This is a genomic window from Rhodococcus sp. 15-649-2-2, from assembly GCF_002258645.1.
Lineage (GTDB): Bacteria > Actinomycetota > Actinomycetes > Mycobacteriales > Mycobacteriaceae > Rhodococcoides.
In genome coordinates this window covers 1-14,591 of sequence record NZ_NPFM01000025.1, presented here as the reverse complement: position 1 = coordinate 14,591, position 14,591 = coordinate 1, and the positions used below count along the sequence as shown (strand labels likewise).

Annotated in this window: 14 protein-coding genes, 1 rRNA gene and 1 riboswitch; of the genes, 8 read left to right on the top strand and 7 right to left on the bottom strand. The window is 63.4% G+C overall.

Annotated elements, in window-relative coordinates:
* Positions 1 to 49: 49 nt before the first annotated feature.
* Both CH305_RS16210 and CH305_RS16205 read right to left on the bottom strand, forming a co-directional pair.
* Complete coding sequence (locus tag CH305_RS16210; RefSeq protein WP_094704243.1) at positions 50 to 1,567, bottom strand: ATP-dependent DNA ligase; 1,518 nt, start codon at positions 1,565 to 1,567, stop codon at positions 50 to 52.
* 136 nt (positions 1,568 to 1,703) lie between these two features.
* Positions 1,704 to 3,266, bottom strand: coding sequence for a carboxylesterase/lipase family protein (locus CH305_RS16205; RefSeq protein ID WP_057477820.1), 1,563 nt, complete (start codon positions 3,264 to 3,266; stop codon positions 1,704 to 1,706).
* Between the two features lie 98 nt (positions 3,267 to 3,364).
* Between CH305_RS16205 and CH305_RS29480 the strand changes: the two genes are divergently transcribed.
* The 6 genes from CH305_RS29480 to CH305_RS16175 all read left to right on the top strand — a co-directional run bounded on the left by CH305_RS29480 (position 3,365) and on the right by CH305_RS16175 (position 8,959).
* On the top strand, positions 3,365 to 4,006 hold the full coding sequence (locus tag CH305_RS29480) for a hypothetical protein (protein ID WP_256983802.1): 642 nt from the start codon (positions 3,365 to 3,367) through the stop codon (positions 4,004 to 4,006).
* A gap of 118 nt (positions 4,007 to 4,124) precedes the next feature.
* A complete protein-coding gene (locus tag CH305_RS16195; RefSeq protein WP_057477819.1) occupies positions 4,125 to 5,522 on the top strand; it encodes a sugar porter family MFS transporter in 1,398 nt (465 codons plus the stop codon).
* A 63-nt stretch (positions 5,523 to 5,585) separates the two neighbouring features.
* Positions 5,586 to 5,685, top strand: a riboswitch (TPP riboswitch).
* The gene (locus CH305_RS16190; protein WP_094704277.1) at positions 5,680 to 6,402 is read left to right on the top strand and encodes a TenA family protein; all 723 of its coding nucleotides are present in this window, start codon (positions 5,680 to 5,682) and stop codon (positions 6,400 to 6,402) included. It overlaps the preceding riboswitch by 6 nt.
* Positions 6,399 to 7,412 (top strand): ABC transporter substrate-binding protein, encoded by a 1,014-nt coding sequence (locus CH305_RS16185; protein WP_057477818.1) that lies wholly within the window; start codon positions 6,399 to 6,401, stop codon positions 7,410 to 7,412. Before CH305_RS16190 ends, CH305_RS16185 begins: the two co-directional genes overlap by 4 nt.
* Complete coding sequence (locus CH305_RS16180; RefSeq protein WP_057477817.1) at positions 7,390 to 8,226, top strand: ABC transporter permease; 837 nt, start codon at positions 7,390 to 7,392, stop codon at positions 8,224 to 8,226. Before CH305_RS16185 ends, CH305_RS16180 begins: the two co-directional genes overlap by 23 nt.
* On the top strand, positions 8,219 to 8,959 hold the full coding sequence (locus tag CH305_RS16175) for an ABC transporter ATP-binding protein (protein ID WP_094704242.1): 741 nt from the start codon (positions 8,219 to 8,221) through the stop codon (positions 8,957 to 8,959). The genes CH305_RS16180 and CH305_RS16175 overlap by 8 nt, the downstream gene beginning before the upstream one ends.
* A 48-nt stretch (positions 8,960 to 9,007) precedes the next feature.
* Here the strand turns inward: CH305_RS16175 and CH305_RS16170 are convergent, their stop codons facing one another.
* Both CH305_RS16170 and CH305_RS16165 read right to left on the bottom strand, forming a co-directional pair.
* Entirely contained in the window at positions 9,008 to 10,285 is a 1,278-nt protein-coding gene (locus tag CH305_RS16170) for an LCP family protein (RefSeq protein WP_094704241.1), read from the bottom strand.
* A gap of 20 nt (positions 10,286 to 10,305) precedes the next feature.
* The gene (locus tag CH305_RS16165) at positions 10,306 to 10,962 is read right to left on the bottom strand and encodes an FMN-dependent NADH-azoreductase (protein ID WP_052058750.1); all 657 of its coding nucleotides are present in this window, start codon (positions 10,960 to 10,962) and stop codon (positions 10,306 to 10,308) included.
* 65 nt (positions 10,963 to 11,027) lie between these two features.
* Between CH305_RS16165 and CH305_RS16160 the strand changes: the two genes are divergently transcribed.
* The gene (locus tag CH305_RS16160; protein ID WP_094704240.1) at positions 11,028 to 11,390 is read left to right on the top strand and encodes a helix-turn-helix domain-containing protein; all 363 of its coding nucleotides are present in this window, start codon (positions 11,028 to 11,030) and stop codon (positions 11,388 to 11,390) included.
* Between the two features lie 15 nt (positions 11,391 to 11,405).
* Here the strand turns inward: CH305_RS16160 and CH305_RS16155 are convergent, their stop codons facing one another.
* A complete protein-coding gene (locus tag CH305_RS16155) occupies positions 11,406 to 11,726 on the bottom strand; it encodes a hypothetical protein (protein ID WP_032379500.1) in 321 nt (106 codons plus the stop codon).
* 230 nt (positions 11,727 to 11,956) lie between these two features.
* Positions 11,957 to 12,727 carry a hypothetical protein gene (locus tag CH305_RS16150; RefSeq protein WP_032402911.1) on the bottom strand — a complete coding sequence of 257 codons (771 nt, stop codon included), beginning with the start codon at positions 12,725 to 12,727 and terminating at the stop codon, positions 11,957 to 11,959.
* A gap of 186 nt (positions 12,728 to 12,913) precedes the next feature.
* Between CH305_RS16150 and CH305_RS16145 the strand changes: the two genes are divergently transcribed.
* Positions 12,914 to 13,198 carry a GNAT family N-acetyltransferase gene (locus CH305_RS16145; protein WP_037154620.1) on the top strand — a complete coding sequence of 95 codons (285 nt, stop codon included), beginning with the start codon at positions 12,914 to 12,916 and terminating at the stop codon, positions 13,196 to 13,198.
* Between the two features lie 1,294 nt (positions 13,199 to 14,492).
* Here the strand turns inward: CH305_RS16145 and rrf are convergent.
* Positions 14,493 to 14,591: ribosomal RNA gene (gene rrf / locus CH305_RS16135) — 5S ribosomal RNA — on the bottom strand; the annotation flags it as partial.

The following is a 14,591-nucleotide window of genomic DNA, read 5'->3' as shown; positions in this document are numbered from 1 at the left end:
CGGTTTCGTATGTATTAATCGTCCGCGGTGTGCACAGGTGGGATTCTGATCAGTTGGACTTCGGCAACAGTGCACGCACGGAGTCGATGGTGTCGGCGGTCGCGAGGTTCTTGTCGGGTCGGTACCGCAGGACTCGCGCGAATCGCAGCGCCACGCCGCCCGGGTAGCGTGGGCTGACCTGCACGCCGTCGAGTTCGATCTCGACGATCAGTTCGGGACGCAGATACACGGTGTGCTCGTCGCGCTCTCTCTCGTGTTTGGGAAATTCCTCGGTCTGCCATTGCAACAGAACGTCGGTCAGGCCTTTGAACGTCTTGCCGACCATGATCGGGTCACCGCCATCGGGATCGCGAGCTCCGAGGTGCAGATTGGACAGGTAACCGGTACGACGTCCGTATCCCCACTCGGCTCCGAGGACGACGAGGTCGAGGGTGTGTTCGGGTTTGACCTTCTGCCAGCTCTTTCCGCGGCGGCCTGCGGCATACGGCGCTCCGAGAGCCTTCAGCATGACCCCCTCGTGCCCGGCGTCGAGTGCAGCATCGAAATGGGCGGCTGCTCCGTCCGTATCGGGCCGAACGGCACTGGGAATTCGGTGCCCCGGTGCCACTCGTTCGAGTGCAGCCAGCCGCTCTTCGAGGGGCACATCGAGCAAATCGTCGCCGTCCAGGTGCAGACAATCGAAGAAGTAGGGCTGCAGCAGAAGTTCGTGCGCGCTCTCCGCGCCGAACCGGCTCATCGTTTCCTGGAACGGCCTGGGCCGCCCACTGTCGTCGAGGGCAAGGGTCTCCCCGTCGAGGACCACCGAGTCGCACGGCAGTGCGAGTACGAGTTCCACCAACTCGGGCACGCTCGCAGTGATGTCTCGCAAGGTCCGCGTGTAGATGCTCACGTCGGTTCCGAAGCGGTGCACCTGAATTCGAGCGCCGTCGAGCTTGTATTCGACGGTGACGTCGCCGTCCAGTTGCTCCCACGCCGCGTGCAGAGATTCTGCGGGCGAGGCCAACATCGGGCGGACCGGGCGTCCCACCTCGAGCCGGAACGCGTCCAGGGCCTCTACGCCGCCGGTGATCGCGGCAACAGCAGTGGCCGACAGGCGGCCCGAGAGCATGAACGCGCGACGCACCGGAGCCTGCGGAAGATTCGTGGCGGCAGCGACCGCGTCGACCATGATTCCCTCGAGCGCCCCCTGACGGAGTTCGCCGGTGACGAGCCTGATGAGAAACTGCCGCTCCTCCGCGGTGCAGCGCGAGAAGAGGTCCGTCAACAGCGCTACTCGCCGCGCAGCCGACCCGGCACCCGACGTCGACGCGACTGCGGAGATCGCATCGTCGACCTCGGTGACCGTCAACGTCGAGACCTCGGCGGAGGTGACGTCGAGATCGGCCAGCGTGCGCCACCCGACTCCTATTCGACCCTGCCGCAATTCCCCCGACAGCCACGACACCGCGGATTCGATGTCGCCGGCTTCCGCCTCGGCGAGCACCGCGCTCAGCTGCTCGATCTTGACCTTGCGCGAGCGCGTCGCGGCCACGGCACGGGAGGCTTCGACGATCCTGGACATCAACACTCAACGAACATAACTGCACCTACCGACAGGCTGCTGACATCCAATTGTTACCGCTGGGACTCGAGCGACCGGTGTTCTTGCTGTTACGTTCGATTCATGTCAGCAACGTCCATGCGACAGGACGCATGGTGACGTGTCAGCTGAATCCGAGAACCCGGTCGCCCCAGGCAGCGCGCATGTCGCCGTCGGGATCCTCGACGAGGGTGTCGGATGTGTCGATCACCAGCGTCCATCGCGTCTTCTCGGTGTACGGAGCCCAGTGCTTGGACGCGTCCAGCGCAGCGGGCACGCCGTACCGCGCGAAAGCGAGCCACCGCCTCTGGATCCGCGCCGCCACCGCCATCGCCGGTTTACGTCCACCGAGCCAGAACGTCGGGTCTCGGTTCAACGTCCCGAAATTGCCGAAGACGTACGGCAGTTCGGTTGCGTGTCCGGCACCCACACGAGCCGCTTTGAGCATCGGTGTCGCGTGATCGAATCGGTACATCCAGGTCGGCGAGTGCCTGCTGTGCGCGTCGGCGATCCACATGCTCGGCATGACGAATCCCGCGTCACGCGACATGGCTTGTGCGCCGGCCGGTTTGTTCCGGTCCGGGTACGCCGCCATGATCTCGGCGACGCGGTGAGCGGGAAGATCGGCATGATCGTGGGCAATGGCCCGGAACATCTCCGAGACGGTGTCGGAGGTGATGGGCATCAACGGGGACTTCATGAATCGGAAGATCGACGGCTCGTCGTGGTTGGTGCCGATGATCAGTGGAATCTTGTGCGAGAGCCCTTTCTGGAACGCCGCCACCGGGTAACGCGGAACGATGTCACCGTCCACGACCGGCGAAAGACCCAAAGTGCCAGGAACTCTCGTGGGAACTTCGTAGCAGAGCGTGTCCCCCGCGGTGACCAACCTGCTGAAGTGCATGTCGAACAATTCGCCGATGTCGTCCCGGTCGACACCCACCAATTCGAGAAATCTCGACGCCACCGCGGCACCTCGATCGGGGCCGTACACCGATGTCGCAGGAGCACTCTGCACGATCGCTTGCTGAAACAGGCCCTCGGCCTTCGGAGACGTCATCAACGTGGTGACCGATGCGCCCCCGGAGGATTCGCCGAACAGGGTGACTCGATCGGGATCGCCACCGAACGCGGCGATGCACTCGCGCACCCATTCGAGGGCTGCGATCTGGTCTCGCAGTCCGAGATTGGTCTCGAACGTGTGCTCGTCGGTGGAGAACGACGACAAGTCGAGGAACCCGAAGGCACCGAGGCGGAAGTTGATCGAGACCACGACCACGTCGCCGTTCTCGCTCAGATGTCGCCCGTCGTACACCTGTTGCGCAGAAGAACCGAGCGAATACGCGCCGCCGTGGATCCACACCAGCACCGGACGCAGTTCGCCGTCGGGCCGTGGTGCCCACACGTTGAGCGACAGGCAATCCTCGGAGATGGACAACGACGGATCGATCGGCACCGGACTGTCGCGGCCCTGCGGTGCCATCGCACCGAAGTGCAGACCGTCGAGCACGCCGTTCCACGGTTGCAGGGGACGCGGCGATCGGAATCTGAGCTTCCCCACCGGCGGCGCCGCGTAGGGAATTCCCCTCCATGCCACGATCGGCGATGCGTCGACGGCGACCGGATAGCCGAGAACTTCGCCGTACGGCGTGCTCACACACACGGTGGAGTCGGACGCGTTGCCCATCGAGCCTCCTGTTCGTTCGCTGCCCAACGTACCAACATCACCCCTGGGCTCGGCGACGCTTCTTTCGGCGTCGACGCCCCCGAGCGAAGGAATCGACGATGAGAAGAATCGGATGTGCCGCAGCGGCAGTCGTGGCAGTCGGGCTACTGGCCGCCTGCGGTTCCAGTGGCGGCGACGGGGCGATGGCCACCGTAATCACCGACCGCCCCACCCCCATCACCGCGCTTCCGACCACGCCCCGCAGTACGCTCTCACCCTCACCTGCGTCCACGACGCCGCCACCCACCACCACGGCAACGCCGACGACTTCGGCAGCGGCTCAGGTCGATTCGAAGGACTACGCGGGCAAAGCACCTGGCTGGTACTACTTTTCGAGCCCCAGTGGAAAATTCGAGTGCGGTATCGCCGTGCTGAACACCTCGATCGCCGGTTGCCACGGTTCGCTCCCCGATTCGGCACCGAAGGTTCCTGGAAGCGGAGCCTCGGAGTCCGTCGTCGAACCCAATGCCGTGCAGTTGATCGCTGGGTCACCGGCGAAGTTCGAGAGCCTCGGCGATCCCAAGTTCCATCGTTTCGACGGCCCCGCGGCGGCACTGCCGTACGGCGAGGTGCTCACCGTCCCCGGCAGCGGATCCACCAACGGCCTGCAATGCAGCGTCGACGAGCAAGCCGGCGTCACCTGCACCGACCAGGTCGGCCATGGCTTCACCGTCTCGGCCGAGGATTTCGACCTTCGCTGACGGCGTCGTTTGCGCGGCAAAGGACCAGGCGTAATGTCCGAGTACGGTACGACAATCTCTGCCGTACGGTCTCCCCAGCGGCCGACGCCCCCGCGCGCGGCCAGAAGGTGCGTCACTCATGAATCAGACCTCGGACCACCACACAGCGAAGGTCATCGGCGTCAGCGTCGCCGCAGCTGTGGGTGGCTTCCTGTTCGGCTTCGACAGCTCGGTCATCAACGGAGCCGTCGACTCGATCGAAGATCACTTTTCCCTCGGCTCGTTCACCACCGGCTTCGTGGTGGCGATCGCCCTGATCGGCTGCGCTGTGGGCGCATGGTTCGCTGGTAGCCTCGCGGATCGCTGGGGACGCAAGAGAGTGATGCTGCTGGGCTCGGCGCTGTTCATCATCTCCTCGGTGGGCTCCGGCTTTGCGTTCAGCGTCCCCGACCTCATGCTGTGGCGAGTGCTCGGCGGCCTCGGCATCGGCATCGCGTCGGTGATCGCACCGGCCTACATCGCCGAAATTGCACCGGCCAAATGGCGCGGCTCCCTGGCCTCGCTTCAGCAGCTGGCCATCACCATCGGTATCTTCGCCGCCCTTCTGTCCGACGCACTTCTCGCAGGTGCTGCAGACGGGGCGTCGAACGACCTGTGGTTCGGCGTCGAAGCATGGCGCTGGATGTTCCTCGTGGGCGTCGTGCCGGCACTGGTGTACGGACTGCTGGCAACGCTGATTCCAGAATCCCCGCGGTACCTGGTGGGTCAGCATCTCGACGAAGAAGCAGCGCGAGTGCTCGCCGAGATCACCGGCGAACTGCATCCCGACGAGCGCGTTCACGAAATCAGGCTGACGCTGCGCAAGGAATCACGTTCGTCGTTCGCCGACATCCGCGGGCCGAAGTTCGGTCTGCAACCGATCGTGTGGGTGGGCATCACGATGGCCGTGCTGCAGCAGCTCGTGGGCATCAACGCGATCTTCTACTACTCGACGACGCTGTGGCGCTCGGTCGGCTTCACCGAAGACCAGTCGTTCACCACGTCGGTCATCACCGCGGTGATCAACGTGGTCATGACGTTCGTGGCGATCCTGTTCGTCGACCGCATCGGTCGGCGCAAGCTGTTGTTGGCGGGTTCGCTCGGCATGTTCGTCGGACTCGTCATGGCATCGGTAGCTTTCTCGCAGTCGATCGGTAGCGGCGACGACATCACGCTCCCCGCTCCGTGGGGTGCCATTGCGTTGATCGGTGCCAACCTGTTCGTCATCTTCTTCGCGTCGACCTGGGGTCCGATCATGTGGGTCATGCTCGGCGAAATGTTCCCCAACCGCATGCGAGCCATGGCCCTCGGCATCGGCACGGCAGCCAACTGGATTGCCAACTTCGCTGTGACGCTTGCCTTCCCGCCGCTCACGTCGTCCGTCGGCCTGTGGGCCATCTACGCCGGCTTCGCACTGTTCGCTGCCTTGTCGTTCTTGTTCGTCAAGGCCAAGATCACCGAGACCAAGGGTATGGAACTCGAAGACATGCTGGGGTGAGCCCGGGCCGCAGATACAGGGGCGGCGGCACCGACACCGGGTGACCGGTGTTACTGTCGCTTTCGTTCTGACACGGGGTGTGTCCGCCGATGCGGATGCTGAGATCAAACCCGCCGAACCTGATTCAGGTAATGCTGACGAAGGGATGTCGAAGGCGATGACGCCTGTTGTATCTGCGGACCCGGTCCGCTTCACCGATCTCCTGTGGGATGCCTCCGCGCACATCCGGCACGCGATCGACGACCTGGAATTCCTCCGACTGCTCGGAGCCGGGACACTTCCGCTCGATGCGTTCCGTCGGTACCTCGAGCAGGACTCGCTCTATCTGAGCGGGTACGTGAAGTCGTTGTCGTTGCTGGCCGCACATGCACCGAACCCGCTCGCCGGGGCGTTCTGGGCGAGCGCCGCTGCGAGCGCCATGGACGAGGCGTCGTCGCACGAGGCCATGCTGAACGGGGGGTCGCTCCCCTCGTCGACGTCGACTCCAGAGGCTTCACCGGAGTGCCTGGGCTACACGTCCTACCTGATCGCCACTGCAGCAACCGAGCCGTATGCCGTGGCCGCCGCCGCGGTGCTGCCGTGTTTCTGGATCTACGCCGAGGTCGGCCGCTCACTCGCCGCGGCAGCGAAGACGGTTCTCGATCGCGATCCCCAACACCCCTATGCGCAATGGGTGGCTGCCTACGACGCACCCGAATTTCATGCCATCGTCGACGCTGCGAAGAATTTCGTGGACGACGCCGCTGCGGCTGCGACGCTCGATCAGCGCAAGCAGATGATCGACGCCTTCGTCGTCGCGTCGCGATACGAATTAATGTTCTGGGACAGCGCTTTACATCCCACTGCGTGGCCCCTGGCCGAGAGCGCGGTGTACGCATGAGAACCACACGAATCCTCGCCACGCTTGCAGCGGCGGTCGTGGCAACCACCGGGCTGGCAGGTTGCTCGGAATCGACCGATTCCGACACCATTCGATTCGCCCTCGACTGGACCCCGAACACCAATCACACCGGCCTGTACGTTGCCCTGCAAGAAGGCTACTTCGCCGACGCCGGGTTGAACGTAGAGGTTCTGCCCTACAACAACACTGCAGCGGACACGCTCGTCGATGCCGGTAACGCCGAGTTCGGCATCAGCACCCAGAGTTCGGGGGTGTTCGCCACCTCGGCGGGCGCGCAGACCGTCTCTGTTCTCGCACCGCTACAGCATTGGGCGACCGGCATCGGAGTCCGCGCAGATCGAGACGACATCCCGAGCCCCAAGGCCCTCGACGGCAAGGTCTATGCCGGCTTCGGCGAATCCGGGGAGCAGGCCGGACTCCAGCAGGTCATCAAGAACGACGGTGGCACAGGCGAATACGAGACCGTCGTCCTGGGAACCTCGGCGTACGAGGCGGTGTATTCGGGCACCGCGGACTTCACCGTCTCCTACTTCGCGTGGGAGGGCATCGAAGCCGAACACAGCGGAACCCCGATGAAGTACTTCGATTACACCGACTACGGATTTCCCGACGCCTACGCTCTCACCATCAGTGGCAACGAACCCTGGCTCGCTGCCCACCCGGACGAGGCGAAGAAGTTCGTACAGGCCCTGCAACGCGGTTACCAACTCGCTGCCGACGATCCGGACAGAGCTGCCCAGGATCTGATCGACGCCAACCCCGGAACCTTCACCGACGAGTCGCTCGTTTTCGAGAGCCAGGAGATGCTCGCAGCGAAGTACATGAAGGATGCCTCCGGCGAGGTCGGCAGACAGAGCCTCGACAAGTGGACGGCGTACTCGAAATTCCTGTACGAGAGCGGTGTACTGGCCGATCAGAACGGCACCCCTCTCACGACGGAGCCGGACTGGTCGACGTACTTCACCAATGACTACCTCGGCGATCGGTAAGCCGGTCACCGCTGAGCGAGACACGTTCTCGTTCAGTGGAATCCGCGCCTCCATCCGCTGGGCGTGGCCCGCAGTCACCGTTGTCGCCGCGCTGATAGCTGCCTGGCAGGTCTACGTCCAGGTCAGCGGCATCCGCCCGCAGGTGCTGCCGTCGCCCGGTCGCGTCGTCGTGCAGGGTTGGGCGCAGCGTGACGCGATCGCCGAAAACGCGGCTGCGACCCTGCAGGTGACGCTCGTCGGTTTTGCGGTCTCCCTGGCCCTCGCCTGGCTACTGGCCGTTGCGGTGGATTTCTCGCCGTGGCTCCGGCGCGCATTCGTACCACTCTTCGTCGTGTCGCAGACGCTGCCGATCATTGCCATCGCACCCTTGCTGATCATCTGGTTCGGTTTCGGTTTGCTCCCCAAGGTTCTGGTGATCGCTCTGGCCACGTTCTTCCCCATGGCCATCGGGCTGATCGAGGGCTTCGCGGCGGCCGATCGCGATGCGCGGTCTCTCCTCGTGAGCATGGGAGCCTCACGCTGGCAACAGTTTCGGTACGTACGCCTACCGTCTGCTCTCCCCCGGTTCTTCACCGCACTACGCATCGGTATCACCTACGCGGTCGTCGGGGCGATCTTCGCCGAATACGCCGGAGCGAGTGCAGGGCTGGGCATCTACATGAGCCAACAGAAGAACTCGTTCCGAACCGATCTGGTTCTTGCCGCGGTGGCCGTCACAGCCGTGATCAGTGTGGTGCTCTTCGTCTCCACGTTCGTGGTGGAGCGATTGGTTGCTCCGTGGGCACGCCACGGTTCGGCGGGACTGCATGTCTGAACCGCCCGCCTCCGACAACTGCATCGTTGTTCGCGATCTGACCAAATCGTTCGGCGACAAGCGTGTGCTGGACGGCGTCTCGTTCGATGCGAAGCCCGGCGAGTTCGTCTCGATCATCGGGCCGAGCGGATCCGGCAAGAGCACGGTCTTCAACATGCTGGCCCAGCTCGACCGACCCGATTCCGGCACGGTGAATGCGCCACCATGCGCCTACATGCCGCAGAAGGACCTTCTGTTTCCCTGGCGATCCGTGTTGGACAACACGACTCTCGGACTCGAAGTGCAGGGTGTCGCCAAGAAGGAAGCGCGGGCGCGGGCGCGGGAACTGTTCCCGGTGTTCGGCCTCGACGGATACGAGTCGGCCAGGCCGGCCGAGCTCTCCGGCGGCATGCGCCAGCGAGCTGCGCTACTACGGACGGTGGTGCAGGGCCGGTCGGTGCTGTTGCTCGACGAGCCGTTCGGTGCGCTGGACTCGTTGACCCGCAGCGACATGCAGTCCTGGTTGCAGCAGGTCTGGTCGGACTTTCGATGGACGGTGCTGATGATCACGCACGACATCCGTGAGGCGGTGTACCTCTCCGATCGGGTCGTCGTCCTCTCCCCCAGGCCGGCCCATGTACGACGGCAGGTCGAGGTGCCCCTGCCCCGCCCACGCGGACTGGAGATCGTGACGACACCTCAGTTCGCTGCGGTGGAGAAGCAGCTGATGGATGTTCTGCTGAGCGCACCCTGACCTGCCCGGCGCGCGTTCAGTCGACGCAGGGCTCAGTCGACGCAGGGCTCAGTCGACGCAGGGAATGCCGCCGTCGCTGTGCACGCCCTCGTCTGGTGCCCCGGGCAGATCCTCGGTCGTATCCGGTGGGGCGATCGCGAGTGGCGGAGGTCCCGTCGTCGGGGCCGGTGCCTCGGTGATCGACGGTGTGGGCACCGGCGCGTTGCCGATCAACCGCGCAGCCTCGGCCCTGATGGAGTCGACGTCGACGAGATTGACGTCCTGACCGTTGATCGTGTCGTACCCCTTGATCGGCAGCGTGTAGAAGTCGATGTCGCCCTGCATGACCGCACCGGCTTGCCCGGCGAGCGTCATCGGATCCAACGACGCGTCGATGACGATGTCGTTCTTGGTTCCCGCCACCAGCGCTCGTAGTTCGCCGATGTTCGCGAGAACACCGGAGGAGCTGAGCTTGGCCATCACCCCGGCAACAAAAGCCTGCTGCCGTCTGGTTCGATCGAGATCGCCGTTGTCGAGGCCGTGACGTTGCCGTACGAAGGACAGCGCCTGCGAGGCGCCCAGCTCTTGTGCGCCGGCTGGAAAGTTCGCCCCCGAATAGCTGTCGTCGACTGGATTGTTCAAGCACACCTGGATGGGGCCGACGGCCGTCGCCACGTCGTAGAAACCCAGGAGGTTCACTTCGGCAAAATGGTCGATCGGCACGTCGAGCAGGTTGCGGACCGCAGTCAACGTCGATCGCCGACCTGCCTCTCTCGCTCGCCGTTCACGCTCGGCCGGATCGGTGACGCCCTCGTCGAGCAACTCCGTATCGGCGTCGGCCTTGGCGAGGCCGTACGCCTCCTTGATCTTTCGCTTGCCGTACCCGGGGACGTCGACGTAGTCGTCACGAGGTATCGACAACGCGGTCGCACGTCCGCCATCGGCCGGAAGATGAACCAGCAGAAGAGTATTGGTGTTGTAACCGCCGACATCGCTGTCTCCCGCGTGCAGTTCATCGGTGACGAACTCGGCGGGCAGGTCGTTTCCGTCCATGTCCTTGCGACTGTCGAGGCCGATCAACAGGATGTTGGTGTCCTGGCCGTTCCCGCCCGGATCGTTGTTCGCGATACCGTCGAGAGCGTCGGAGGTGGTCAGTCCGGTGGTCGCCTCGCGGTAGACCGCGAACCCGATGCCACTCACCGCAACCGAGGCGACCGCAGCAGTGGCAACGACGACCCGTCCGATCCGAAGCGCGAGACCACGATGACGCGACGCTGTGTGGATACGATGCCGACCCGATCCGCGGTTGCCGCGGGTGGTGTCGTTGCCTGGGCCGTTCGGTAGCACCTCGCCAGGCTACTCGGGTCCTACCTGGGCAAAGCCCCGCCCAATTGCAGAGCGAGTCCCTCGACGGCGACAAACGCAGCCTCGAGACTGGCTTGCGCCTGCGGAATCCGGGGTGCCAGCGCCGGCACTCGTGCAGCAAGCGTCAGATCGATCGGGACGAAGTGGACGTCCATCCCGAGCGCGACCCCGAGGACCTGCCGCAACTGGGCCGTGGTGTGATCTGCCGACGCGCCGTCGGTACCGGGGGTGTAGTCGTTACCGCGGCTGGTCACCACAACAGCAGGTTTGCCGACGAGGGGTGCCGTATCGCCGTCGAACGGGACGGTGATGCCGGGAACGTGTACGTAGTCGATCCACGCCTTCAAGGTCGACGGGATCGACCAGTTGTACATCGGTGCGCCGATGAGCACAACGTCCGCCGAGATCAGTTCTTCGATCAGTTCGATCTGCAGCGCCTCGGCGGATGCCTCCACAAGTTCGTCGGCTGCGCGGAGGTGTGGTGCCCAGTGCAGCGCCGAAGTGGGTAGGTGGGGCAGCGGATTCAGATGCAGGTCTCGATGGATCACGGAGTGGTCGGTGCCGATCGAATGCCAGCTGTCCGAGAAGCGGGACGTCACCTGACGGCTGATCGAACGAACCAGGTCGGCGGACGAATCGAGATGCAACAACTGCGGCACTGAAACACTCCTTGTGAGTCGGGTGCCTCGAGCCTATGCGTACTGTCCGCTTCTATCCTGGTCGAATGGACTTCCGATTCGTCATGCCTGCTCTCGCCTCGCGCTCGGCCACACAACTCGCGGCCGTCGTACACAAGCGAACGGGTACGGACGTCGACGTCAGAATCGGAGATTCGGCGGTGCCACTCGACGACGCGGCACGCGGTGCTGTCCTCGAACTCCTCACCCAGCTGGCCACCGGCCGAGCAGTGGCAATCGGAACGGTGGACGAGTTACTCACGACCTCGCAGGCCGCGGCAGTACTCGGGGTCTCCGATACCTATGTCAGACGGTTGGCCGATGCGGGCGATCTACCTAACGAGATGCGCGGAACCCATCGACGATTCAGGCTCGAAGATCTTCTGCGGCAGCGCGATCGGTTCAAGTGACATCGTCGTGGACCATCAGCCGGCCTCACGCTCGATGTGCTCGGACTGGACGGTCATCAGATCACGAAACGCCTGCCCGGCGGCCATCCACAGTTGTTCGGAGTCGATGTAGTCGACTCCGCGGATCTCGACGTCACCCAGGTACGCTCCGACGTCCACCGACAACATTCCGATGACCGACGACACGTCGGCGTCGAGGTACGCGGACTGAGTGTTCTGCAGCTCGCGAAACTGGGCCGAGAAGAACTCGGCTGGGATTCTTCGATCCACGAACTGCGCGATGAGGAACAGGAAACGCGACGCGTGGGCTGTGCCTGACCGGTAGGAATGCTCCATGGTGAATACCTCTCCCCACGGTCGACAGCACCCCTCGCACTGTCGACCGTTGAGCTCGCTGATACTCCGATTTCGATGTACGAACGAACTCTCGAACGTCGATTCGACCCAGTGGCTAAAACAGGGAGCTCGTCCTACCAGCGCTAGATTAATCCGACCCTTGGCCCGTTTATGGCCGATGGAACAATTTGGTGAGGAATCACAACGAAGCCCGTCCGGCCTGCCGTTCTCTACTGAAACGATCCCAGCGGAGCGCGATCCGGAGTGTCCAACTGCCAGAACTGCCAGCCGTCGCGCTCTTCGACATCTCCGCTGATATGGGTGGCGACGGCACTGGCCGCGACGGACGGATTGTCGAATCGTCGACCCTCCATCGGCCCGGCAGTGATCTCCAGTCGCTGGGTCTCGGGGTCGTAGCGGCCGCTCAGTCGATAGCCCTCGCAATCGGCGACGACTCGCACACGGTTGTCGACGACTTCTTCCTCCACGGCGGCTTTCGCCGATTTGCGGGGTGCCTTCACCCGAGGGGTACGAACCCACGTCTGCTCGGGACCGACATCGAGCGTGGTGTCCAACGTGGAGCTCAGCCCCAACAGGTCCCACCGCTCACTGCCATGCGCCACCCGGTCCACCGCGATCGCGTGATGCCCAGTTCTGGTTCGAAGAGGCGAATCCTGAACCCACAGATCGACTTCTCCGCGAATATCGGTCGCCATCTCTTCCGAGGACACCATGTAGAAGCGCGGCTCTTCGTTCGCAAGGTCGACGAACACCCAATACGACGATCCGGTGTCGTCGCTCTCGAGCGACTCGTCTTGCCTGCGAGCCTTCCAGTCCCCGGTCACCTTCGATCGCACTCGAACGATGCACGAGGACTTCCCGTCCATAGACCAGACCTGCACGGGGTTACGGCGAGACGTGGTCAGCCGCTCCGCACGTCCACCGCGCTGAGCGACGGTTCGAATGAATGCCTTGATTCCCCGGTCGGATGTGTCTTCCACGGATTGCCACCTTCAGCCTCGAGAGCGCCCCGTACTTATGAAGAGCGGTGTTGCGACGGGTGGCGCTTGCACGACTCGGTTTCCCTCACCCTACTGCTTCTACCCACGCTCGAGTAACCGCCGAACACCCCGTCGGACGAGTGCCGGTTACGGTGAGCAGAGCGAATTCGGCCAGGAGGTACCACCATGCAGGTGACGATCACCCACGACACTGCCGACAACCGGTTCGAGATCCATGTCGACTCTCAGCTGGCCGGCTACTCGGAGTACCTCGAATCCGACGGCGTCAGAACGTTCCATCACACCGTCACGCTCCCTCGCTTTCGCGGTCGAGGACTCGCAGCCACACTCACCGAGCACGCACTCGACGACACCAGCACGCAGGGACTCCGGGTGGTCCCTGCGTGCTGGTTCGTCCGCGACTTCATCGAGGCGGCGGGCGATCGATATTCCGATCTGGTCGAACATTGAGCCTCAGCTCATGGACGAGAACGTCCCGACGCGAAGGTGGGACTCGGAAGTCGGAACATCGCCGTCATTGGATGCCCCTTCGTCGACAACCCCAGCTTCTCGTGAGTTCCCTTCGCTAGCAGTCGGTTCCGATGCCCTTTCCGCCGCGACCCGACGCCGCTCGTAGTTCCGGACACCACGCTCGACCCGTTGTCGATGTTCGTTCAAGATTTGTTCGTAGTGGTACATCTGTTCTCCTACAACAAGTATGGATGCCGAACACAGAGATGTTCTGCGCGGCGAGGAATTCGAAGGGTGTCACATCACCTTCGGACCGAAGCTCTACTCAGAGAGCGTAATTGGCAATAATCGCAAACCGAGTGCAGACGACTCGTCGGCTTGCGTACTTCGATTCTGCTGCCATTGTCCACCTCCACGGTCTCTACGATGTGCCTGTGTAATGATCATGCACGGCCTGAGCCGCGAACTCCACCGAATTAATTCATCCGGTAGCGGGGACTGGGCAGTTGTCTCGAATGTCATTGCACGATAGATGATTTCGAGTGGGCATACAGGTCCGTCCGCGCTCAGCCTTACGATCGACGCTGCCGACGTGCGATCTGAGCAGTGGAGATTCCGACACTGCCGAAGGCACAACCGTCGGATCCAACGTGTGCAGGTCGTCGCAGCTGCGTGTGCGTGTGTGTGTCAGGTCCGCGGGGATTGGTGAGCGGTCGAGGTGCGACTGGCGGGTGCGCGCGCGTTCGTGAGGTGCGGAAGCCCTAGGTCGTCAGCGGTGTGGACCGAGGCGGTGTCTGTAGTGCGTACCTCATATGTCCCCGGACTCGACAGTGTCTGTCGTGCGTGCAGCGGTACACGGAACGGCCGGGAAGGACCAGTCGATCTGCGCGGGGCGTATGGCAAATGCGTACGCGTTTGCCAGATTCGCGGGATTGATGGCAAATGCGTGCGCGTTTGTCAGATGCGCGGGATTGGCGTTCATCGGTGTGGCGAACCTGCACGCGTCTGGCGAATGCACTCGCGTTTGTCAGACGCTCACGGATTCGTCGGCGATTCCGCTCGCGCCTGACGAACGCGAGCGCGTTTGCCGAACTACTTCGCTGGGTTAGCCGGCGGAGTCTCGATCTGTTCGCTCCGATATGCAGTCTTCGGACATCGCACAAAATCGTGAGACATGGGTGTTCGACGCCCGGGGAATCGGATGGGGCATCACACTCGAATACGTTGTGGGGGTAATAGTTTCGAAATGCGTAATGCCCCCGACCGTGAGGTCGGGGGCATTACGGAATGTTGTGTTCGGCGGTGTCCTACTCTCCCACACCCTGTCGAGTGCAGTACCATCGGCGCTGGAGGGCTTAGCTTCCGGGTTCGGAATGGGACCGGGCGTTTCCCC

What these genes read in the sequence shown, in the direction of transcription:
- CH305_RS16145 (WP_037154620.1), top strand. Translation starts at nt 12,914, where the DNA reads ATGCAGGTGACGATCACCCACGACACTGCCGACAACCGGTTCGAGATC.
- CH305_RS16195 (WP_057477819.1), top strand. Translation starts at nt 4,125, where the DNA reads ATGAATCAGACCTCGGACCACCACACAGCGAAGGTCATCGGCGTCAGC.
- CH305_RS29480 (WP_256983802.1), top strand. Translation starts at nt 3,365, where the DNA reads ATGAGAAGAATCGGATGTGCCGCAGCGGCAGTCGTGGCAGTCGGGCTA.
- CH305_RS16155 (WP_032379500.1), bottom strand. Translation starts at nt 11,726, where the DNA reads ATGGAGCATTCCTACCGGTCAGGCACAGCCCACGCGTCGCGTTTCCTG.
- CH305_RS16160 (WP_094704240.1), top strand. Translation starts at nt 11,028, where the DNA reads ATGGACTTCCGATTCGTCATGCCTGCTCTCGCCTCGCGCTCGGCCACA.
- CH305_RS16180 (WP_057477817.1), top strand. Translation starts at nt 7,390, where the DNA reads ATGACTACCTCGGCGATCGGTAAGCCGGTCACCGCTGAGCGAGACACG.
- CH305_RS16205 (WP_057477820.1), bottom strand. Translation starts at nt 3,266, where the DNA reads ATGGGCAACGCGTCCGACTCCACCGTGTGTGTGAGCACGCCGTACGGC.
- CH305_RS16190 (WP_094704277.1), top strand. Translation starts at nt 5,680, where the DNA reads ATGACGCCTGTTGTATCTGCGGACCCGGTCCGCTTCACCGATCTCCTG.
- CH305_RS16175 (WP_094704242.1), top strand. Translation starts at nt 8,219, where the DNA reads ATGTCTGAACCGCCCGCCTCCGACAACTGCATCGTTGTTCGCGATCTG.
- CH305_RS16185 (WP_057477818.1), top strand. Translation starts at nt 6,399, where the DNA reads ATGAGAACCACACGAATCCTCGCCACGCTTGCAGCGGCGGTCGTGGCA.